Here is a 22,046-nt window from a genome sequence, read left to right on the forward strand (position 1 = left end):
GAAATTCATGTCAAAAAAATTTGCTACAATGGATGGTAACGAAGCTGCTGCATACGTGTCATATGCTTTCACAGAAGTAGCTGGGGTTTATCCTATTACTCCATCTTCACAAATGGGTGATAATACAGAAAAATGGGCAACTCAAGGTAAAAAGAACCTGTTTGGAACAACAGTAAAAGTTATTGAAATGCAATCAGAAGCGGGTGCTGCTGGTACATTCCATGGTTCACTTCAAGCAGGTGCATTAACAACAACTTATACAGCATCTCAAGGTCTTTTATTAAAAATACCAAATATGTATAAAGTTGCAGGTCAACTCTTACCAGGTGTTATTCACGTATCTGCAAGAGCATTGGCGGCACATGCACTCTCTATTTTTGGTGACCACCAAGACGTTATGAGTGCCAGAGCCACTGGATTTGCAATGTTAGCAACAGGTTCTGTACAAGAAGTGATGGATTTAGGTGGTGTAGCTCACCTTGCTGCTATTAAAGGGAGAGTACCATTTTTACACTTCTTCGATGGATTCAGAACTTCACACGAAATCAACAAAGTTGAAGTGATGGATTACGATGTATTTGACAGACTTTTAGATAAAGAAGCCGTTCAAAAATTCAGAGATACATCACTTAATCCAGAATCTCCAGTTACCAGAGGTACGGCACAAAATGATGACATCTACTTCCAAGGAAGAGAAGCTTCAAACCAATACTATAATGCCGTTCCTGATATTGTAAACGATTACATGAAAGAGATTTCAAAAGTAACAGGAAGAAACTATGCGCCATTTACATATTATGGTGATGAGAATGCAACTGATATTATTGTTGCTATGGGTTCTGTTACAGAGACCATTAAAGAGACCATCGATTACTTAACAAAAACAGAAGGACGAAAAGTTGGTCTGTTAACCGTTCACTTATATCGACCATTCAGTATTAAATACTTTATGGATGCACTTCCAGACTCAGTTGAAAGAATCTGTGTAATTGACAGAACAAAAGAGCCAGGAAGCTTAGGTGAGCCTCTCTTCTTAGATATTAAATCAGTATTCTACGGTCAAGCAAAACAACCAAAAATCATTGGTGGACGATATGGTCTATCTTCTAAGGATGTTCCACCTGCACAAATCATTGCACTGTATAATAACTTAGCCAGTGAAACATCAAAAGACAACTTCACAGTGGGTATCAATGATGATGTTACTTTTACTTCAATTGAAGTGGGTGAAAATGTATCGGTTGTTGAAGATGTAAATGAATGCCTTTTCTATGGACTTGGTGCTGATGGTACGGTTGGGGCAAACAAAAACTCGGTTAAAATTATTGGGGATAAAACAGATTTATATGCACAAGCATATTTTGCATATGACTCAAAGAAATCAGGTGGATATACACGTTCACACCTAAGATTCTCAAAAGCACCAATTCGATCAACGTATCTTGTATCAACTCCAGGGTTTGTAGCCTGTTCTAAAGAGGTTTATTTAGAGCAATACGAAGTAATTGATAAAATCAGAGAAGGTGGTACTTTCCTTTTAAACTCAATTCACTCAGTTGCTGAAGTTCAAGAGAGAATGCCTGCGCGAGTTAAAAAAATCTTAGCAGATAAAAAAGTTAAATTCTATATCATCAATGCAACGAAACTTGCAAGAGATATCGGTTTGGGTACCAGAACCAATACCATTATGCAAGCTGCATTCTTTAAACTTGCAGATGTTATTCCTTACGAAGAAGCAAAAACATACATGAAAGAGTATGCAGAAAAAGCGTATGGAAATAAAGGTGAAGAGATTGTTAAAATGAACTTTGCTGCAATTGATGTAGGTGCAGAAGGAATTGAAGAAGTGCCTGTTGATCCAGCATGGTCAAACTTAGATGGTGGGGCTTTAGTGGTAAACTCTACATATAAAGGTTCTGAGTATGTTGAACAATTTGCAAAAGTAGTAAATGCTGCCAAAGGGGATGAAATTCCTGTTTCTTCATTCATTAATCTTGGAATGGAGGGTGGAACGTTTGAAAATGGTTCTACAAAATATGAAAAAAGAGCAATTGCAACCATGGTACCGCAATGGAATGCCGATACATGTATTCAATGTAACCAATGTGCATTTGAGTGTCCACACGCAGTAATTCGACCATTTTTGATGGACGAAAATGAATTTGCAAAAGCACCTGAAGGGGTAAAAGCAACGTCACTTGATGCAAAAGCAAAAGGAACAAAAGATCAAGGATTAAAATACAAAATCCAAGTCTCTATTATGGACTGTACGGGATGTAACGTTTGTGTTGATATTTGTCCTACAAAAGAGAAATCTCTTAAAATGGTTCCATATGAAGTGGAAGAAAAAAATAATGAGCAAGTTAATGCAGACTACTTATTCAATGATGTAACTTATAAAGATTATTTAGTGGATAAATCATCGGTTCAAGGTTCACAATTTGCTAAGCCACTGTTTGAGTTCCACTCAGCTTGTCCAGGGTGTGGAGAGACGCCATACATCACGTTAGCAACTCAAATGTTTGGTGACAGAATGATGATTGCAAATGCTACTGGATGTACTTCTATTTACTCAGCATCAGCTCCTTCAACACCATATACAAAAAATGAAAAAGGTGAAGGTCCTGCATGGGCAAACTCACTGTTTGAAGACACAGCAGAGTTTGGTTATGGTATGCACCATGCAAATGAAACCATTCGAAACAGAATTCAAACAATCATGAATGACACAATGGAGACTGCAACGAATCCATTAAAAGCATTGTATAAAGAGTGGTTAGAAAACAGAAATGATGGTGTTAAAACACAAGAAATCAGAGACAAATTGGTACCTCAATTAGAGCAAAACCAAGACTTACCAGGTGTAAAAGACTTATTAAGCCTTAGAAAATACATCGTAAGAAAATCTCAATGGATCATCGGTGGAGATGGTTGGGCATACGACATCGGTTATGGTGGACTTGACCACGTACTTTCAACTGGTGAAAACGTAAACGTACTTGTTGTTGATACAGAAGTTTACTCAAATACAGGTGGACAATCATCTAAAGCAGCAAGAACTGGTTCTATTGCAGACTTTACAAATGATGGTAAACCAAATGCGAAAAAAGATTTAGGTTACATCTCTATGACTTACGGTAACATCTATGTTGCACAAGTCAATTCAAGAGCAAATCAAAAACAAGTTGCACAAGCAATGAAAGAGGCTGAAGAGTACAATGGACCTTCACTTGTGATTGCATACTCTCCTTGTATTGCGCACGGTATTAAAGGTGGATTGATGAAATCAGTTGACCAAGGTGCATTAGCAACAGAATGTGGTTACTGGCCAATTTATACATTTGACCCAAGAAAAATTGAGCAAGGGCAAAACCCAATCAAAATTTCTGGAAAAAAACCAAAATGGGAAAAATATGAAGATTTCTTAATGCAGGAAAACCGATATATCTCATTGAAAAAACTCAACCCAGAGCATGCAACTGAGTTGTTAGAGCAAAATAAAAGAGAGGCTCAATACAGATATCGACAGTTAGCGAGAATGGCAGCTGCGGATTACTCAGATGAATTAGAAGGTGAACACGTATAATATAGAAGCAATCTTTGCTTCTATATGGCGTTGAAAAGCGAATTTAAACCACTCATTTAGGAACTCTAAACTCCTTGGGTTTAAATTCACTCTTCGCCTTATCTACAAACAAATCTTACTTTTCTATATATTTTTAGAATTTTCTTTAGGTATTATCTTTTTGTTAACGATTGATTAGTGATTGATTTATCCATGTAAGTTATAATTTTTTTACAGACGAATTACGAACGTCTATTTTTCATTTCTCTCCTAAAACAAAGAGGCTGCGCGAAGCTTCTTTGTTTTATTCAAACACATCTTTCAACTCTTCTCGAATCAGCAAGAACTCATCTAAATGTTCAAAGAATATATCCACCAATTGTGGATCAAAGTGTTTACCACGCTCCTCTTTAAAAAAATTAAAGATGCGCTCATCATCCCATGCTTTTTTATAACATCGGTCACTGCCTAATGCATCAAAAACATCCGCCATGGCTGTGATTCTTCCATAAACATGTATTTGTTCACCCTTAAGTCCTCGTGGGTAACCTGTACCATCCCACTTTTCATGATGCTCATACGCAACCGTTGCCGCCATTTTTAAAAGTGGTCGTTGAGAGTGTTGCAACATGTTATAGCCTAACTCTGCGTGTGTGTTCATAATCTCTCGCTCCGCTTCATCAAAACGGCCAGGCTTATTTAAAATCGCATCGGGAATAGCGACTTTTCCAATATCATGCATGGGACTGGCTTGTTTAAGAAGCTCTGCCTCTTTTTGAGGAAGTCCCAAATACAAAGCAAACACTTTTGAGTATTCTGCCACTCTTTTTACGTGGTTACCGGTCTCTTTACTTCTGCTTTCACCAATTGCCCCCATGGTAAAGACAACTTCTCTTTGAGTCTCTTCTATCTCTTTACTTAAAGCTTCTACCTCATCAAGTCGTATTTGCAATTCATCATACTCTTGTTGTTGTCGTTTATCACTTCGTGCCATGATTTTATCATGTCGTCGAATATCTTTTATAATTTTATCGGTTGTTTGTGCAAAACTCTTTTTAAGCTCTTCTAATTCACCTATGAGTTTATTCTCTTGGATAGTATCCATCACTCGTCTCCTATAGATAATAAGCAGTTCATGAACTTAAAAGTAAACACTGCACGGTTCACTTTCTTTAATGAGCTCATCAAGGAATTCATTACTTGCTGAGCAAATTAAAATTTAAGCTTTCAAAATCTTCTTTAAAATCCTCACCTGCTTCTAACGCACTCTCATTCTCTTTATCATAAATCCATCTGATTTCAATATCGCTTTTATCTCTGTTTTCTTCAATTAAATCAAAAAAATCAAAAAAGAGTTTTGAACTGCTTGAATTAAAATAAATAATTTCTAATTCTACTATCGTTTTTATTTGCGGTCTTGAGAAATACTCTTTCATCCATGACATGATGGGTTCATAAAACTCAAATGTATTTTCAGGATATGATTTTCCTTCCATTTTGATATGACCTGTTTGTGCATTTAAGTTAATGGCTGGTGTATATTTAGTCGCTTCTATTATTAAGTTATTCATTGATTTCTCCTTTATTGTTTGTTGAGTACTTCTACTTGAAAATGGAAGTAGTATTTTTCATCGTTGATGGGTTTAAACTCAAAATCGATTGCATCACACCGTTTTGCAATCTCATAAAAGCCAATTCCACCCCCTTTCCCATGAGTGTTTTTACCACTCCGTCTGAGTTCTCTGTAGGTTTGTTTTAATTCATCTTTATTGAGTTTTTTAATTTTTTGTAACACGGGTTCTATTTTGTCCCTGTCTTGTTTATCAATGATATTTTGCGAGTGTAAATAATAGCTTCCATTACTGTTTCTTCCAACCACAATCAAACCTTGAGATTTTAAATCAACGCAATCTTGAGATTTTGTTTTAGAATAGTTCATCATATTTTGCGACAGTTCAATGAAAATAGTAAAGATATTGTTTGCAATGCCTTTATTAAGATCCCCTATCTCTGCTTCATTTTCTAAAGCTTCAGTCATTCCTGCAATAAGCGTTTGAGATAAAAACCCTCCATATGTTAAAAACACAATTCCATCTTCTTCTACGATTTCTTGTATGACTTTAATATCCATGGTTTTGCCTTATAATATTTCTTCTATTGTACGATTAAATGTCTCTTGTGTATAGGGTTTTTTAATCACCTTTTTAACACCCAGTTTTATGGCATGTATCAACTCTTTTTTATCTTCAACAGAGGTGATTAATACAATTTTTAAATTTGCATCCAACGCCAACAATTGTTTAGATGCTTCAACACCATTGAGTACGGGCATCTCAAAATCCATCATAATATACGACGGTTTATATTCATGATAACACTTGATGGCTTCTTCCCCATTACACGCTTGAGCTATGACTTCATATCCCAATGAAGCCAAATATTCACAAACACGCTTTCGAGCCAAAGCTGAATCATCAACAACTAAAAATTGCATCTTTCACCCTTTTCTCATTTTTTTAAGTGTAAACATGGCACCATTTTCAATATTCTTTGCTTCAAGTTGAAGGCTGTTTTTTTCAGCTATGAGTGCACTCAGATATAGACCTATGCCGGTTCCTTTACCATCTTTAGATGTGGTGACATTGGCTTTAAAAATATCATTAATAATCTCTTTATTAATACCTCCTGCATTATCAGAAATTTCAATAACTTGATGCGTTGGTGTGGTATAGGTTTTAATATGAATGACTCTAGAAGAGATACTGTTTCGAATAAATGCATCTTTGGCATTATTGACAATATTTAAAAGGATATGTTTGAGTTCATTTTCAATGCCTATCATCTCAAAATTCTCTTCAATCTGCGTTGAAAAGCTTATGCGATTTTTTACAAACTCATCATTGACAAACAATAACACTTTGGCGATCATCTCTTTGACATAAAAGCTTTGCTTCTCTTTATCTTCTCTGAAAAAGTTTCTGAACTCTTTGAGCGTTGTATTCATGTGTTCAATCACATGAGATATTTTTTCTTGATGCTGTTGAATATACTCGGCGTTGACTTTACCTGCTTGGAAATCAAACTCTAAAGAAGAGGTATGCAGCTTGATGATACTCAAGGGTTGTGCCCATTGGTGTGCAATGGCATCGATCATCTCCCCCATGGCGGCAAACTTTGATTGGTCTAATAACATCTGCTCTTTTTGCTTACGTTTAACAATCTCCTCTTCCACTTTTTTTTCAAGATTGTTTTTATACTCATCAAGCTCTTCATTGGCTTTAAGCAGTTGCATCTGCATTTTATCACTTTGTTTGATGATTTTATCAAGCCGTTGACTCTTTCGTTTATAATCATCCAATAAATCCATCATATCATCACGAAATTGATGATACTCTTTTTCTAAGAATTTACCAATATACATCGAACTGTTCTTTTTTTCACTCATATTTTAACTCCTACAACTGCTATATCATCATTTCTCTCTTCGTCACCTTGATACTCCATCAGTGTATACAAAAACTGCTCTTGCTGATCAGCGCATGAGTAGCTATGAAATTCTTCAATAAGTTGTGCAAATCTTCGTTTACCAAAAGGAAATCCTTTTGCTCCACCGTTTTGATCCAAATACCCATCAGTACTTAAATAAAAACTCATCCCTTTTTGTGTTTCAATCACATGTTCTTTAAACTCAAAATTTCGATCACTCTTTTTATAACCAATCGAGTGACGATCGGCTTTAATGATATTAAGTTTGCCCTCTTTTACATAAAAAAGTGGAATATTTGCACCTGCATATTTAATCATAGCCTTCTTTTTATTGTAGCATAACACACCCCCATCAAATCCTGCATTGGAAATCGAATTTTCATCCTCTTGTTTTAACAGATGTTTCATGCTTCTGTTAAAAATTTTTAGAATTTTAGCAGGGCTTAGCTCTTCTTTTTTATTGATAATGGTGGATATAATTTGTCGTTCTATGGCTTTAACCAACATGGTTACAAATGCGCCAGGGACTCCGTGTCCTGTACAATCAATGACCATAAGCAAAGAAGTATCTTCATCCAACTCTTCAAACAAATAGACATCACCACCTACAATATCTTTGGGTTGCCAAATCGCAAAATAATCACTGAAGAAACCTCTAAAGATCTCACTTGAAGGGATAAGGGTATGTTGAATCAAGGAGGCATACTCAATGGAATCTTGTGTATTTTGATGCAATGCTTCAATCTTCTTTTTTGCATTTTCTAAATCCAAAGTTCTCTCTTCAACTTTTTTTTCAAGATTGATACTTAAATCCTCAACAATCTTTTTATTGGTAATATCTTGACTGATTGACTTATAACCAATGTGTTCTCCATCATTATTGTACTCTGGTTCAATTCTTGAATAGACCCAATAATCACTGCCATCTTTGGCCTTGTTTTTTATCTCTCCTCGCCATTGCATTTTTGATTTGATGGTATTCCAAAGTTTTTCAAACACCTCTTTAGGCATTTCAGGATGCCTTAAAATATTTGTTGATTTGCCTATCAACTCTTTTTCTTGGTAACCACACACCTCACAAAATGCTCTACTTGGATGGGTAATCACACCTTGCAAATCCGTTTGTACAAAAATTACATTTCTATCAAAAGAGTCTAAAAGTGTCTGCAACTCCTCTTTTTGTTCTTGAATATTTTGTGTCTTTTTATCCACCAAAGATTTAAGTTTTCTGTTCCAATATACAATCAATGCCAAAATAATGGCAATAACCAAAACTACCGGAATGATATAGGTAATAATGCGTTGAAGAGAGAAACCCGTATTTTGTTCAACTTTAATATCCAACCATCCATTATAGATGCGTTCTCTCTCTTTTTCTGTGATGGATTCAAAAATCTTATTCACAATAGAGTGCAACTGTGGGAGTGAAGGTTGAATCAAAAAGTGATGTGAAAAATCCTGCCCGGCATCACCTGAAATTTTCAGATTATCTTTTCCTATTTTCGCAATATTATACACTGCTGGTGCAATATGCCCCACAAAGACATCTGCTTTTTCATTCGAGACATTAAAAAGAGCTTCAGGAACATTTTTGGCCTCTAAAATCTTCGCTTTGGGATAAAGCGATTTAACATAATTATAACTGCTGTAATGTTTGGGTAAAGCAAATATATTATTTTTAATCGAATCCATTGAATTGACATATTCAATGTTTTCATTGGTCACAACCACCATGGGATATTGGGCAAAGGAACGAGTGATCAATCCTAATTGCATCTCTTCTTTAGTGTTACTCACTCCAGGAACCAAATCAATTTCACCCTTTTTAAACTTATCCAGTACATCTGGCCAAGATTTTGAAGGCACAAACTCAAACTCTATACCTGTAAGATCTGCAACCATATTGAGATAATCTCCCATAATACCAGACATAGCATTGTTCTCTATGATTGAAAGTGGTTTCCAATTTACTTCACTGTAACGCACAATAGGACGACGATCCAACCACGCATACTCTGTATTGGTAAATTGTACTCGTTTTCTTTGTTTAAACCATTTCAGACGAAGTTCATCAACCTCTTTTATAGAGACATGGTTCATTGTTTTTTTCAAAATTGATTGTAAAAGTGGTGCCCCTTTACGAACTGCTATATAGAGGTTCTCCATCTCTGGATCATCTGCTTTTACATCCGCTGTATATTTTAAACCTTTGATAAGATTTTCAGAAATCAAATAATTAAACACGGCTGTTTTTCCAAGGGTTGCATCCACATCACCAAAAACAACTGCCTTTAATGCACTCATTGCATCGTTATATTTCACCACTTCAATTTTTGGATATCGTTTTTCTAAAAACTCCTCATAGATAAAGCCCTTCACTACTGAAACTTTTTTTCCAAACAAAGATTCGAGGTTTGAAATATCTGTGCGATTTTCTTGCGTTAAAACACCGGCCACATTTCGTGCATAAACGCCCACGTAAAGCAGCTTTTTTTCTCTTTCTGATGTACGAGCAATATTCATCATCACATCAAGTTCATTGGTATATGTTTTGTTAAGCAATGTATCCCAATTGGCCGTTTGAAACTGTACTTTTAAACCACTTTTTTCTGCTAACAGTCGTATATAATCTATGGAGAAGCCCATTGGCTCACCATTTTTATTAAAATTAAAAGGAGCCCAATCTCTTTCATTGTGTACGGTTATGATCGGATGACTCTTTATCCAAGCTTCTTCTTCTTTCGTAAATTGAAGTTCTGGGATAACCTCTTTTAAACACAGATAAATATCCCCAATATCTTCCCCTTTGAGTTCAATATTAGACACTTTTTTTCTTTGACAATCATTGGACAATGTTTCATCAGTACTTTGACGAAGTCGAATGGTGCTGTATTGGTCTCGATAATATACAGCGAACTCTTCATTCACAATGGTATCTTTAACAATGATATATTGCACATCGATGTTATCATTCATAAAGGCTTCAAGAATTGTATTGGCTTCATTATTACTCAACTCAAACAAAGGATGAGCAAGTGCAGCAGAGAGTTCTCGAATTTCTCTTTTCTCAACACCCAACAAAAATTGAAACAGGACAATACAGATAAAAAAAAGTCGTATCATGGTCTACTCGATATACTGATTTATGATTTTTAGTATTTCATCATCTACTTTTTGAGAGCACATCATATAACGTTTATTACCTTGGGGCATATCATGCACAGGGATAAACTCTAAACTTTCATATTTTGATTGTTCTAATAAAACAGATGCCTCTTCATACGCCATGAACATAAAATCTGCTCTTTTTTTCATAATCAATTCAAGCATTTTCTGATTATCTGTATACACTTCCGTAGTACGTGTTTTATACTCTTTGATTTTATTGTCTACCAAATTCCCATAAGAGTAAGAAGCTTTGGTTAAAAGTCGTTTGGGTATTTTTAAAATATATTCGAGCTTTTTATTTTCAAAAATAGGTTTCTCTTGTTGCCGTATGACAATGCCCATGGGTTGATCTTGATACAACACTTTTGAAAATTTTGCAAAAGTTTCTCTTTGAGAAGTTTTAAACCAACCCAAAGCACATATGAGTTTTTGATTGCTTTTTATTTCATGTAGGTGTCGTTTTGAAGGTTTCTCTTTTAATTCATACTCAATACCAGAGCGTGTTAAAGCATTGAGTGCAGGTGTGGCAACCAATCCTTTTATTGAGCCATTATTTTTTTGGATATAAGGAATTCGTTCTTCATAATCAATCTCTAAAGAGCCTAACGTTGTAACAAGTAAAGGTATCATTAATAATATGATTTTCATCACGAAGCCTTTTAGGTTTAACTGTACTATAATATCATATTTCAATAGCAATTGTCATCTTTTCTTTACTATTGATAACTGTTATCACTCAATTGGTTACTCAATAATCTAAAAAGAGTCCTCTTATGCGGTATGTTTTTTGCATACAGAGTACAAAGGAGAAGATATGTCTGATTTTTTTAAAAAAGCTTACGATTGGGCACTAACCCATGAGTTTGAACCCATAGAGATAGAGTATGCTTCCAAACTCGCTTTAAAGATGCTTGATGACAGCTGTCGTATGAATGAGCATGACCGTGAAGTTTTTTTTAATGTATATGATGCTTTGTGTGACCGAAGTGATCTTGTTTTAGACGATGACGTCAATCAACTTATTCAAAAAGCACGTGACAGAAATACTATTTTTTCAAAACCCGAGTTCGCACAAGAGATTCACCATTGTCGTATTCGAGTCATTGAAAAGATGTTAAAAGTACATATGAAAGCGTATAAAAAAATGGTTCGAAAAAATATTGGTCTGACCTTACAAAACATATCAAGTACACTTTAACATCATTGTGCTACAATCCATTAAATGAATTAAAGGATTTTATATGCCACTATTAGACAGTTTTAGAGTAGACCATACCATTATGCCTGCCCCTGCAGTTCGAGTTGCAAAAACAATGAAATCACCATCTGGTGATGTAATTACTGTATACGATTTACGATTTTATGTACCCAATAAAGAGAAAATGAGTGCCAAAGGAATTCACACGTTAGAGCATCTTTTTGCTGGATTCATCCGAGAACACTTAAACTCAAAAAACGTAGAAATCATCGACGTATCTCCAATGGGATGCCGAACTGGTTTTTACATGAGCCTTTTGGGAAATCCAAGTGAGAAAAAAGTAGCAAAAGCATGGAAAGATGCTATGAAAGACGTACTTGCCGTTAAATCACAAAACGATATTCCCGAACTTAATGAGTACCAATGTGGTACCTATAAAATGCACTCTTTAAAATCTGCGCAAAGCATTGCCAAAGATATTTTAAGACGAGGTATTGATGTTATGAATAACAAAAAACTCTTCTTGAGTGAAAAGAAGATGAAAAAACTGGGTCTGTAATGCACAAAGCGCTTGAGCTCTTTAAAGACCTCTTTCAACCTTTTGAAAATATCGCTATTTTACATATCAACAATGACATGGATTTTCTCAATCCCGTCATTGAAAAAGTGGCCAAGAACTTAAATGGCCAAGTCAAACAACTCCCTTTTAAACAGGAAAAAGATGCTCGTTTAAAAGGTTCTGCCAGAGAGTATGAGTATATTATTTTAAGTGATATTCTCACCCATTGCCCTCATAAAGAAAAAATCCTCGGTTTAATGTACAAAGCGTTGGAGAACTCTGCCAATATCATCATCTTAGAGAAAAAATCACATAACAATGAAGATGAAATACGTACACTTTTAGACAACGCCTCCTTTGTTGCCATTAACAACATTGATGATCTGTTTGATGAGTATCACTGCTTTACAGCCAAAAAACTTCATATGTGGGGAAGTGGGCTTTAATGGTCACCACTATAGATGGTTCGAATACTCTTTTTTCTAAAGAGTATAATCAACACTACCATAATGTCAATGATGGAGCAATCAATGAAGCTCTGAGTAAACATGTCATACCTGCTTTAAAGTTTCACAAAGGGAAGTCACATCTTCGTATTTTGGATATCTGTTTTGGGTTAGGCTACAACACCTTCTCAACGCTCTACTACATCTTAGAACACAATCTTTCACACAGCGTTGAAATTTTTACCCCCGAACTGGACCCCAATTTAATTGAATCTTTAAAGAAGTTCACTTATCCAAAAGAGTTTGTAATTTTACAACCCATTATCAAAGAACTGCTTACAAACAAAACATACAAAAGTGACCGTTTTTGTATCCATTTGTACATTGGAAATGCACGAGATTACGTGAAAACACTGAAAAACATTGACATTGTATATCAAGATGCCTTCAGTTCAGAGGTCAATCAAGAGCTTTGGACTGTGCAATACTTTACCGATATTTTCAATGCGTGCAGTCAAAATTGCATCCTAACAACCTACTCGGTTGCGACACCTGTGCGTCTTTCGCTCTATAAAGCAGGTTTTTTCATCTATGAATATATCCCAACAAAACGAAAAATTACACTGGCATTTAAAGCCTCTTCATCTTCTATGGGGGAATACATTGACATGGAACTCAAACAACAACGTAACAAAAAGGCCAAAGCTTTACTGGACGAATGATGCAATTTGTGCTATGATTAAAGTATGAAAATAGCTCTAAATTCAAAACTCATTTTAGTCATACAGTTTTGCTGTATCCTCATACTTTTGTTCAATGATGCAACGATATTTGATAATGCATTAGCTCTATTTTTCTCTGTTTTAGGAGCTGCAGTTGGTCTTTGGGCACTCATTCATAACGACTTTTATAACTTCAATATCACTCGTAATCAAAAAGAGCATGGTCAACTCATAAAAGATGGTCCGTATAAATACTCTCGCCACCCAATGCACTTAGCATTGTTGCTGATTATGTTAGGGGTTACTATTTCTGTTCATGAAATGTTTGATTACTTTATTTATATATTACTCTTTGTTGTGCTTTACTATAAAGCCTTAAAAGAGGAACATCAATGGAATTTAAGAAGCAGTGAGTATAAAGAGTATCAGGAAAAAACGAAGATGTTTGTTCCTTTTGTGTTTTAATTACTCTTTAATCAGATTGTCTAAAATATATTTCTCTAAATCTTTTTTTGTAATTTCAGCCTTCATCGCTTTATGAAAAATCTCTTCAATTTTATATCGATACTCTTCATATGAAAAATAAGGAAAGTGTACTTTCCATGCTGCTTCTATCACTTTACTGGCCATTTTATCTTTTATCCAAATTCTAAAGAAATTAAAACAGATAAAAATAACTGCTGTAAAAATAATAGCTGCAACGATTGAAGCATGTGAATCAATATTGGCAAAAATATTATGTGAGAAACCTGCCAATGGAATTGCGATGATGGATACAATAAGAATATAAACAAAATAGGCACGTCCAATTTTTAAACGAAATCCCAATTTTGCTGCATCCACATGCATCTTCTCATTATGCTGTACGTTGGCCACCAATAAATCTTTTAAAAGTACTGGTTGTTTTGATGTAACAAAACAAAAATCAAGTATTTTATTCAGCAAAATAAGTCCTTACTATAATTGTTATAAAGAATGATACCCTATTTTTATTAATTATCAGTTAATAGCGGGCGTAAAGCCCTACTATACCGCGAGTTTTTCCTTTAAATCTGTCACAATATTATAACCATGATTCAGTGCCAATGCAATTGAACCACCAATGCTACCTGCAATATCGCCTGCAACATACAAACCTTTGTCATTTTTATTTTTTTCATCTAAAATAATATTATCTTCACCATCAAGTTGTACCGAACAATTCAGTAGAAACTCTTTAGGAGTCACGCCACCCAAAGCATAAATAGCTCGGTCAAAAAGTTTAATCTTCCCATCAGTAAAATAGGCTTTAATTTTCCCATTTTCATCTTCTATTTTTTCAATATCCACACCCATTCTAAGCTCAATTTTTCCTTCTTCAGCACTTTTCATAAGATTATCCACATTATTGGGATGCGCTCTTGTTATGACCTCTTTACGATAATTAAACGTCACGTTGTTATCTTTACAGATAAAATATGCATATTCACAGGCACTGTCACCTCCACCTACAACCAAGACATCTTCATTGCCTTTGCACTCTATAATGGTATGATTGATTTGCTTTTTAAGTGTTAGAGGGATTTTATATGAAGGCATATTGGGCTTTCCCATTTTACCAATGGCAATGACCACATTCTTACTTAAATAACTCTCACCTGAAGTGACAACAACTTCAAAATGGTCATCGACGCGTTTAACGTGTGATACTTCTGTGTTAAATTTTGCTTCAATAAGATGTTTTTCCAAAGAGTCATCAAACAGATCCAAGGTGCTCTCTTTGGTGCCACCTTCAAAATTGATGTTCCCAATTAAATCCACATGAATCCCTTTCCAATCTTTATCCACAGGCTTGTTATCTTTAAAATATTTACGAATGGTATTGGAGTGATTGTTCCCTTTTTCAAAAACAATAATTTTTTTAATACCAAAAAGTACCGCTTCACAAGATGTAGCAATACCACCTGGTCCAGCTCCTACTATTGCGACGTCATATATATTTTTCATCATCAATCCTTACAGCTAATATCTTCAATTATAACATAAACTATACAATTGAGTGTATGAAAATGGTTAAAAAATAATCAAGTAAAAGGAGTTGTTTCAAAACAGACCGTTTGGTCTGTTTTAAATATTGTAGTAGTTGGCCTCTTTATGAGGTACAATAATCGCACATGTACTTTGTTCGGGATGAATCTGAAAAGTCTCAGAGAGCTCTATACCAAACTCCTCAGGTCGTAAAAGGTCAAAAATTTGTCGACTCATCTCTAAATCTGGGCACGCAGCATACCCTGGAGAGTATCGACATCCTGTGTACTGTTTCATCTGTACATCTTTAAGCGTATGCCCCTCTTTTTGTACAATATCCAAATCCAATCGTACTTGCTTGTGCACAATTTCAGCTAAGGCTTCAGCAAGTTCGACTCCTAGTCCATGTACATGGTAGTACTCTTGGAATTTTCCTGCATCATACAAGGTTCGTTCATATTCACTGATTTCAAGCCCTGCACTCACACACGAAAACGCAATCACATCCAGTTTGTCTGCAGTAAAAAAGTCCGCAATACATCGATGTGGTGAACGTTTTTGCCGAGGGAATTCAAAGACTTGTACCGCTTCATCTAAGCTTGGCAAGTTGTTTGTCTCATCTTGATTGTTATACAGATGTTTTTCATCAAAAATATAGAGTTTGTTATCCAAAGCCAAACACGCATAGTAACCATACAGTACCACAGGATTGAGCAAGTTTTTATCTAAAAACTCCCCTTTGAGTTTTTCATAGAGTGGTCGTACCACATTCTCTTCTTGCTCTAAGAATTTCTCTGTACTCATATCAGCACGCTTATATCCCCAACGCTGTCTAAAAAGCACTCGATGGTTAATCCACTCAAATGCCAACTCTTTATTGAAGTTCTTTGCATGCATCACTTGACGTCCCCAAAATGGGGGTACCAATTGTGTAAGACTTCTTGATGGCATCGCAATTTGCTCTAATGGAGGAATTTCTACTTCCACTTTTTTCTTCTGTTTGCTTTCATCAATGACAATCTCATCAGCTGGCAAAGAAGTATTCATCTCCCCCTTTTCAATTCTCTGCATTGAAAGCACCCCATCAAAAGCATCTCGACAATAAAAAATCGGTCCATCGTAAATGGGTCGACAATAATCATTGATAAATGATTTCGTTAACGCAGCACCCCCTAAAAGAACAGGGATATCAATACCTTGACTTCTCAACTCTTCCAGATTGTCTTTCATCACTGCCGTACTTTTAACCAATAATCCACTCATACCAATTGCTTGTGCCTTGTGCTCTTTAACGGCCACAATGAACTCATTGATATCGGCTTTGATCCCAATATTAATCACTTTAAATCCATTGTTTGAAAGGATGATATCCACCAAGTTTTTACCCACATCGTGAACATCCCCTTTTACCGTACCTAAAACCAACACCGTATCACTGGCTTTCTCTTTTTTAGGCAAGTATGGATTTAAGTAATCCACTGTGGCTTTCATCGTTTCTGCACTTTGAAGTACAAATGGTAATTGCATCTGCCCTGAACCAAACAACTCCCCGATGACTTTCATGCCATCAATCAACCACTCATTTACAATGAGTTCCGGTGCTACTTGGGTTCTTATGTCTTCAACTAAAGGAATGAGTCGCTCTTTATCTCCATCTAAAAGTAGTTTTTTGACTTTCTCTTCACTGCTTAACGCATTGTACTCTTCATCACTTTGCTCTTCTACGGCCTCTTTTGAAGAGAAGTGTTCGATGAACTTAAAAAGTGGATCCCCTGCTTTTTGATTGTTAAACAACAAGTCATCACAACACTTTTTGTCCTCTTCACTGATTTTATTCATAGGCAAGATGTGTTTTACATTGACAATTGCACTGGTTAATCCAGCTTCCACACAATGATGTAAGAACATAGAGTTTAAGTAAATACGTGCATTGATGTCCAAACCAAATGAGATGTTTGAAAGTCCTAAAGTGGTACCCACATCTGGGTGTCGCTTTTGGAACTCTCGAATAGCTTCAATGGTTTCAATAGCAGCCGTTCGGTACTCATCATCTCCACTTCCCACAGTAAAAACAAGCATATCAAAGACCAAATCTGTGGCTCTGAAACCATGCAGGTTTACTGCTCGGTCATAAATTCGTTCAGCGATTTCAAGTTTTCGCTCCGTGGTTTTTGCCATTCCTATTTCATCAATCACCAAACAAACAAGGCTGGCACCAAATTTTTTTGCTAAGGCACACACCTCATCAAACTTCTCTTCCCCATCTTCTAAGTTCACAGAATTGATTATCGGTCGTCCACCAATCTTTTTAAGTGCGGTTTCTAACGCTTTGATTTGGGTTGAGTCAGGCATCAATGGCAGTTGAATTTTTTGAGAATAGAGTGAGACTACTTCATTCATATCATGGGTTTCATCTCGTCCTGCAAATCCTACACTCACATCAATCACATGAGCCCCAGCTCGTACTTGTTGTTGAGCAACAGAAAGTGTTCCCTCATAATCATTCTCTTTTAAGAGTTCTCTGAATGCCTTACTTCCTGTGGCATTACTTCGTTCACCAATTAAAAGAGGTGCGGGTTCTTGTTTTAAAGGTACCGTTACAAACAGTGAAGCCAATGAGGGTTCCATCACCCCTTTTGGAGGTTTAGGAATAATGCCTGCAATTCCATCGGCTAAGGCTTTGATGTGTTGAGGCGTTGTACCACAACATCCACCTAAGAAACTCACTCCATTAATCTCTAAAAACTCTTTTTGTAAAGCAGTAAACTCTTCAGGCCCCATTGGATAATAGGTATATCCACCTCTGTTTTGTGGTAACCCTGCATTGGCATGCACTGAAATTGGAAATTTACACACTTCACTGAGTGTTTTTACATGTTTAGCGACTTGTTGTGGTCCCGTACCACAGTTAAACCCAAGTGAGAGAATGTTAAATGGCTCTAAAATGGTTGCAATGGTTAATGCATCTGTTCCTATAAGCATCGTACCACTTAACTCAATGGTCACAGATACCATGATGGGAATCTCAGTGGTTAAATCACTGATGGCATGCAGTGCAGCTTTGATTTGAAGTGGATCTTGGCATGTTTCAAGTAAAAATACATCCACACCACCATCAATCATCCCTTGCGCCATGATTTTATACCCTTCGTACATTTCATCATAATCAATGTGTCCTAAGCTGGGCAGTTTTGTTCCAGGGCCTACGGATCCTAAAACAAATCGAGGTTTAGCAGGTGTGCTGTAAACATTACATACCTCTTTTGCAATTTCAACCCCTTTTTTTGATAACTCATATGAACGCTCACCAATTCCATACTCATCCAATACCCACGGCATTGAACCAAAGGTATTCGTCGTAATAAAATCTGCATCGGCTTTGGCATAGGCCCCATAAATTTTTTCTAACACATGAGGCGCTGTTGCATTCAGCAATTCATTACACCCTTCTAAATCTTCACCATTTTCACCCAACCACTCTTCAGGCTTTATTTCAGCCAGTTGCAGTTGTGTTCCCATGGCACCATCTATGACAAGTGCTCGTTTTTTAATAATCTCTGATAGTCTGTTTCTCATCTAATTTAATCAACTTTTCTTCATTTTATTTATCTTTAAAGTATTGATTATACCTTTTTTTGGGTCAAAAAAAGTTTTAATAACATCAACTACGCTATAATCAGTGTTTATAAGGATTTTGACATGAAAGACATACTCTTTTTTTTACTTTTTACAAGCACTCTACTCTTTTCAAATGCACAATTTCAAGAGCATAAAATTGATGTTTCCAATTACGAAGCAACTCTGACATATCAAACAGTAAAGAGTTCAAAAAAAGCGATTTTATACATTCATGGATTTAATGACTACTTTTTTAATACTCAGTTTGCGCAAAAATTTCTTGACCAAGGTTACGCTTTTTATGCCTTAGACTTACATGGATATGGACGCAATTTGAAATCCAAAGAGCGCGTCTTCTCGTTTAAAGATATTCAAGAGTTCGATGATGAAATAACTCAAGCCATCACATTTATAAAAAACCAAGGACACACAAACATCACCTTGTATGGTTACTCTCAAGGTGGCTTGATAGCAACTTTGTATGCCAATAAGTATCGCAATATAGACCAACTCATACTTGACAGTGCTTTTTTTGATTTTGCTTTTTCTCCTTTTTTAGAGTCCTATGTTTTGCCTTTAGTTGCAAAAGTGGGTAAATATTTTCCTAATCTTTTCTTGCCTTCAAGTGCTCCCAATGTATTTGGGCAAACCTTGCATAAAGACTTTAATGGGGAGTGGGATTTTGATATGAACTTAAAATATACGACAACCAATGCACCCATTTATTTTGAGTGGATTCATGCCATTTATTCTGCACAACAACAACTGCATGCAGGTTTGGATTTACAAATCCCTGTATTAAGTCTCTATTCTGATAAATCCTATAACGAACAGTCTGATGTAAAATATCATCACATCAGTGATTTGGTGCTGGATGTAAACGACATAGAGACCTACTCCAAAAAACTCAATCAAGATGCTTCACTGACCACACTTACACCCATAAAAGATGGTATGCATGGTGTTACTTTTTCCAAACCAAAGGTAAGACAAGAGGCTTATAGAGTTATTTTCAACTGGCTTCAAACACAAAACTAATGATTTTTTTGTTACCATTATTCACTATTTTTCAAGGGTTTCAATGAACACACGCGTGCTATTAACTCCAACTCTGTTTTTTGTACTATTACTTCTTTTTGCAGGTTGTTCACAAAACCAGTTAAATATGACTCAATACCCTCTTTCTGTCAATGAGAAACAAGCCATTCCAGAAATCTGTCAACCTTTTTATAAAAACCAACTTCCTACCATTGCGGTTATGGATTTTACCAATAACTCTACGTTTGGAAAAGCCAAAGTTGAGCACACGAGCACAAGTAAACGAGTAGGGGTTTTAGGAGGCATTATTATCAACTCTGATGGCATTGGATTAGGCGGCACAGCCAAAGCTGAACAAAGCAGTGTCAATGTAAAACGAGAAGTGGATGCCAAACTCTCAGAAACATTGACCCCTTTATTGGAAACAAAAATATCTCGCTTAAGTGGTATTACCTTAGTTGCTCGAAATGACATCGAAAAAATCAATAAAGAGTTGCAACTACAAGACAGTGGACTTTTAGATGAATCCACCACCGTTCAAGCAGGAAAACTTTTGGGTGCTAAATATATCGTTACAGGTTCCATAGACAACGTGGAAATCAATCAACGAAATCATGAAAGTGTAGCCATTGCTGTGAATAGTGTCACTTCACGCACCGAGCATGTGGGTGCGCAAGTTGCAGGACTTTTGGGACGTGTTTTAACCTCTTTTACGGATGGTATTTTGCTGAAAACCACGGTGAGCATAAAAATATTAGATGTTCAAACAGGAGAAATACTTCATGCTCAAACCATACAAAAAGATATTAATATCGGAAAGTTTTCAAACCCAACGTATGATGTCTATATTGGTGGAATCAAAGCAGCCATCATCAACTCGTTAGAGAGTTTCAACTATGAATTTTCAAACAATTTCAGTGTCACGGGATACATTACAAAAATCAAAACCAATGGTAATGATGCCATTGTGCAAGTCAATTTAGGAAGCAAACACAAAATCAAACCGCAAGACAGATTCAATGTCTATATGTTTGAAGAGAGCATTGACCCCTTGACCAACCAAAAAACATGCGATAATATTTTATTACCCATCAAACTTGAAGCAAGTTCAATGGTGAATTCATTTACAAGTTGGTTGCATGCAACACAACAAAAAGCGCCTTTGAAACTCTTATACTATGTAGAAAAAGATATCAGCAAGGAGAGTCTCTTTGATTTACCACTATTCTAAACATCTGTTACTTACTTTTGTAGTACTTTTTTTTACAGCGTGTTCCTTTTCTTCCACACAAAGTGCTCAAACGCTTCCACAGTGGTTTTTAAATACCCCTCAAAACAGCAATACAACACTCTATGGAAGTGGTCAAGCAACAACCTTGCAAGAGGCTAAAAACAGAGCCTTAAATGATTTGGCTTCACGATTGAGTGTGCAAGTCAATTCAAAAATTGAACAAAGCACATATCGATACAGCAATCAAGATGGAGCTTCAACATACAACAACTCCACACAACAAAACATTGAAGTGTTGGTTAAAAACATTGAGTTTCAAAATCCTAAAGTCATTCAAAATGCTTTTATCGCTCAACAATTTTTTGTCTTAGTCGAAGTAAATCGTGAAGAGCTCTATCGACAACAACACAGTGCTTTTTTACGTCTGTATAAGCACATTGATACCCAATACAAAAAAAGTCAAACACAATCAAAGCTTGAACAGATACATCTGCTTCAAAATTTGTCAGATGATATACAAAAAGCCTCCGCTCAAGCCCAACTTCTAAATGCAATAAATGGCACCTTTGATGATAACCACTACTTAAACTATTTTAGTTCCATAAAAAATCAAGCCTCAACACTGAAAAGTAGCCTAAAGATAACTGTTTCTGACAATTTAGATGAGCCCTATTTTAATTCAAAAGTAATAGAATCTCTTAACCACTCTTCATATAAAGTGGTCTCCAAAAATGAGGATGTAAAAATTGCTTTAAACTCCAGTGTGAATTACTCCGTTGCTATGGGCTGGCAGATTGCTAAAGTGACAACATCGCTTCATGTAATAGCACAAGGAAAAGTGCTTTCAAGTCACACCATTCACAGTGTGGGACGTTCCACTTCAAGCCAAAACAATGCACTTATTTCTGCTTCACGTGAATTTGCTCAAAAGCTTCAGGACAGAACAATAGAGGCGATTTTACTCAACCAATAACGTTTCTTTAATAAAAACTTAGCTAGACTATTAGT

Annotated in this window: 19 protein-coding genes; 9 read left to right on the forward strand and 10 right to left on the reverse strand. The window is 35.9% G+C overall.

What is annotated here, in order from left to right:
• Positions 1-7: 7 nt before the first annotated feature.
• Positions 8-3,586 (forward strand): pyruvate:ferredoxin (flavodoxin) oxidoreductase, encoded by a 3,579-nt coding sequence (nifJ, locus tag CRV04_RS05250; RefSeq protein WP_128995777.1) that lies wholly within the window; start codon positions 8-10, stop codon positions 3,584-3,586.
• Between the two features lie 283 nt (positions 3,587-3,869).
• Here nifJ and CRV04_RS05255 read toward each other — a convergent pair whose 3' ends face one another.
• The 7 genes from CRV04_RS05255 to CRV04_RS05285 form a co-directional block, all read right to left on the reverse strand.
• Positions 3,870-4,670, reverse strand: coding sequence for an HD-GYP domain-containing protein (locus tag CRV04_RS05255; RefSeq protein ID WP_228126500.1), 801 nt, complete (start codon positions 4,668-4,670; stop codon positions 3,870-3,872).
• 91 nt (positions 4,671-4,761) lie between these two features.
• On the reverse strand, positions 4,762-5,136 hold the full coding sequence (locus tag CRV04_RS05260) for a DUF1987 domain-containing protein (RefSeq protein ID WP_128995778.1): 375 nt from the start codon (positions 5,134-5,136) through the stop codon (positions 4,762-4,764).
• 11 nt (positions 5,137-5,147) lie between these two features.
• Positions 5,148-5,696 carry a SiaB family protein kinase gene (locus CRV04_RS05265; RefSeq protein ID WP_228126483.1) on the reverse strand — a complete coding sequence of 183 codons (549 nt, stop codon included), beginning with the start codon at positions 5,694-5,696 and terminating at the stop codon, positions 5,148-5,150.
• 9 nt (positions 5,697-5,705) lie between these two features.
• On the reverse strand, positions 5,706-6,059 hold the full coding sequence (locus CRV04_RS05270) for a response regulator (RefSeq protein ID WP_128995779.1): 354 nt from the start codon (positions 6,057-6,059) through the stop codon (positions 5,706-5,708).
• 3 nt (positions 6,060-6,062) lie between these two features.
• Complete coding sequence (locus tag CRV04_RS05275; protein ID WP_128995780.1) at positions 6,063-7,010, reverse strand: sensor histidine kinase; 948 nt, start codon at positions 7,008-7,010, stop codon at positions 6,063-6,065.
• The gene (locus CRV04_RS05280) at positions 7,007-10,174 is read right to left on the reverse strand and encodes a transporter substrate-binding domain-containing protein (protein ID WP_128995781.1); all 3,168 of its coding nucleotides are present in this window, start codon (positions 10,172-10,174) and stop codon (positions 7,007-7,009) included. The genes CRV04_RS05275 and CRV04_RS05280 overlap by 4 nt, the downstream gene beginning before the upstream one ends.
• A 3-nt stretch (positions 10,175-10,177) precedes the next feature.
• Entirely contained in the window at positions 10,178-10,867 is a 690-nt protein-coding gene (locus CRV04_RS05285; protein WP_128995782.1) for a type 2 periplasmic-binding domain-containing protein, read from the reverse strand.
• Between the two features lie 166 nt (positions 10,868-11,033).
• Between CRV04_RS05285 and CRV04_RS05290 the strand changes: the two genes are divergently transcribed.
• The 5 genes from CRV04_RS05290 to CRV04_RS05310 are packed head-to-tail and all read left to right on the forward strand — an operon-like array spanning position 11,034 to position 13,609.
• The gene (locus CRV04_RS05290) at positions 11,034-11,417 is read left to right on the forward strand and encodes a hypothetical protein (RefSeq protein WP_128995783.1); all 384 of its coding nucleotides are present in this window, start codon (positions 11,034-11,036) and stop codon (positions 11,415-11,417) included.
• A gap of 43 nt (positions 11,418-11,460) precedes the next feature.
• Positions 11,461-11,976: an S-ribosylhomocysteine lyase gene (gene luxS / locus CRV04_RS05295; protein WP_128995784.1), complete on the forward strand. Its 516-nt coding sequence runs from the start codon at positions 11,461-11,463 to the stop codon at positions 11,974-11,976.
• Positions 11,976-12,422: a hypothetical protein gene (locus CRV04_RS05300; protein ID WP_128995785.1), complete on the forward strand. Its 447-nt coding sequence runs from the start codon at positions 11,976-11,978 to the stop codon at positions 12,420-12,422. Before luxS ends, CRV04_RS05300 begins: the two co-directional genes overlap by 1 nt.
• Complete coding sequence (locus CRV04_RS05305; protein WP_128995786.1) at positions 12,422-13,144, forward strand: tRNA (5-methylaminomethyl-2-thiouridine)(34)-methyltransferase MnmD; 723 nt, start codon at positions 12,422-12,424, stop codon at positions 13,142-13,144. Before CRV04_RS05300 ends, CRV04_RS05305 begins: the two co-directional genes overlap by 1 nt.
• A 24-nt stretch (positions 13,145-13,168) precedes the next feature.
• Positions 13,169-13,609, forward strand: coding sequence for a methyltransferase family protein (locus CRV04_RS05310; RefSeq protein WP_128995787.1), 441 nt, complete (start codon positions 13,169-13,171; stop codon positions 13,607-13,609).
• Here the strand turns inward: CRV04_RS05310 and CRV04_RS05315 are convergent, their stop codons facing one another.
• From CRV04_RS05315 to metH, 3 genes are all read right to left on the reverse strand, one after another.
• Positions 13,610-14,089 carry a hypothetical protein gene (locus CRV04_RS05315; RefSeq protein ID WP_128995788.1) on the reverse strand — a complete coding sequence of 160 codons (480 nt, stop codon included), beginning with the start codon at positions 14,087-14,089 and terminating at the stop codon, positions 13,610-13,612.
• An 81-nt stretch (positions 14,090-14,170) separates the two neighbouring features.
• Entirely contained in the window at positions 14,171-15,130 is a 960-nt protein-coding gene (locus tag CRV04_RS05320) for an NAD(P)-binding domain-containing protein (RefSeq protein ID WP_128995789.1), read from the reverse strand.
• 120 nt (positions 15,131-15,250) lie between these two features.
• On the reverse strand, positions 15,251-18,727 hold the full coding sequence (gene metH, locus CRV04_RS05325) for a methionine synthase (protein ID WP_128995790.1): 3,477 nt from the start codon (positions 18,725-18,727) through the stop codon (positions 15,251-15,253).
• 123 nt (positions 18,728-18,850) lie between these two features.
• Here metH and CRV04_RS05330 point away from each other — a divergent pair, with 123 nt between their 5' ends.
• From CRV04_RS05330 to CRV04_RS05340, 3 genes are read left to right on the forward strand one after another with little or no spacing between them, the layout of a single operon-like run.
• Complete coding sequence (locus CRV04_RS05330; RefSeq protein WP_128995791.1) at positions 18,851-19,807, forward strand: alpha/beta hydrolase; 957 nt, start codon at positions 18,851-18,853, stop codon at positions 19,805-19,807.
• A gap of 43 nt (positions 19,808-19,850) precedes the next feature.
• Entirely contained in the window at positions 19,851-21,038 is a 1,188-nt protein-coding gene (locus tag CRV04_RS05335; protein ID WP_128995792.1) for a CsgG/HfaB family protein, read from the forward strand.
• Positions 21,019-22,011, forward strand: a complete 993-nt coding sequence (locus tag CRV04_RS05340) for an LPP20 family lipoprotein (RefSeq protein WP_164969127.1) — start codon at positions 21,019-21,021, stop codon at positions 22,009-22,011. Before CRV04_RS05335 ends, CRV04_RS05340 begins: the two co-directional genes overlap by 20 nt.
• Positions 22,012-22,046: the final 35 nt, after the last annotated feature.

Source organism: Candidatus Marinarcus aquaticus (genome assembly GCF_004116335.1).
Taxonomy (GTDB): Bacteria; Campylobacterota; Campylobacteria; order Campylobacterales; family Arcobacteraceae; genus Marinarcus; species Marinarcus aquaticus.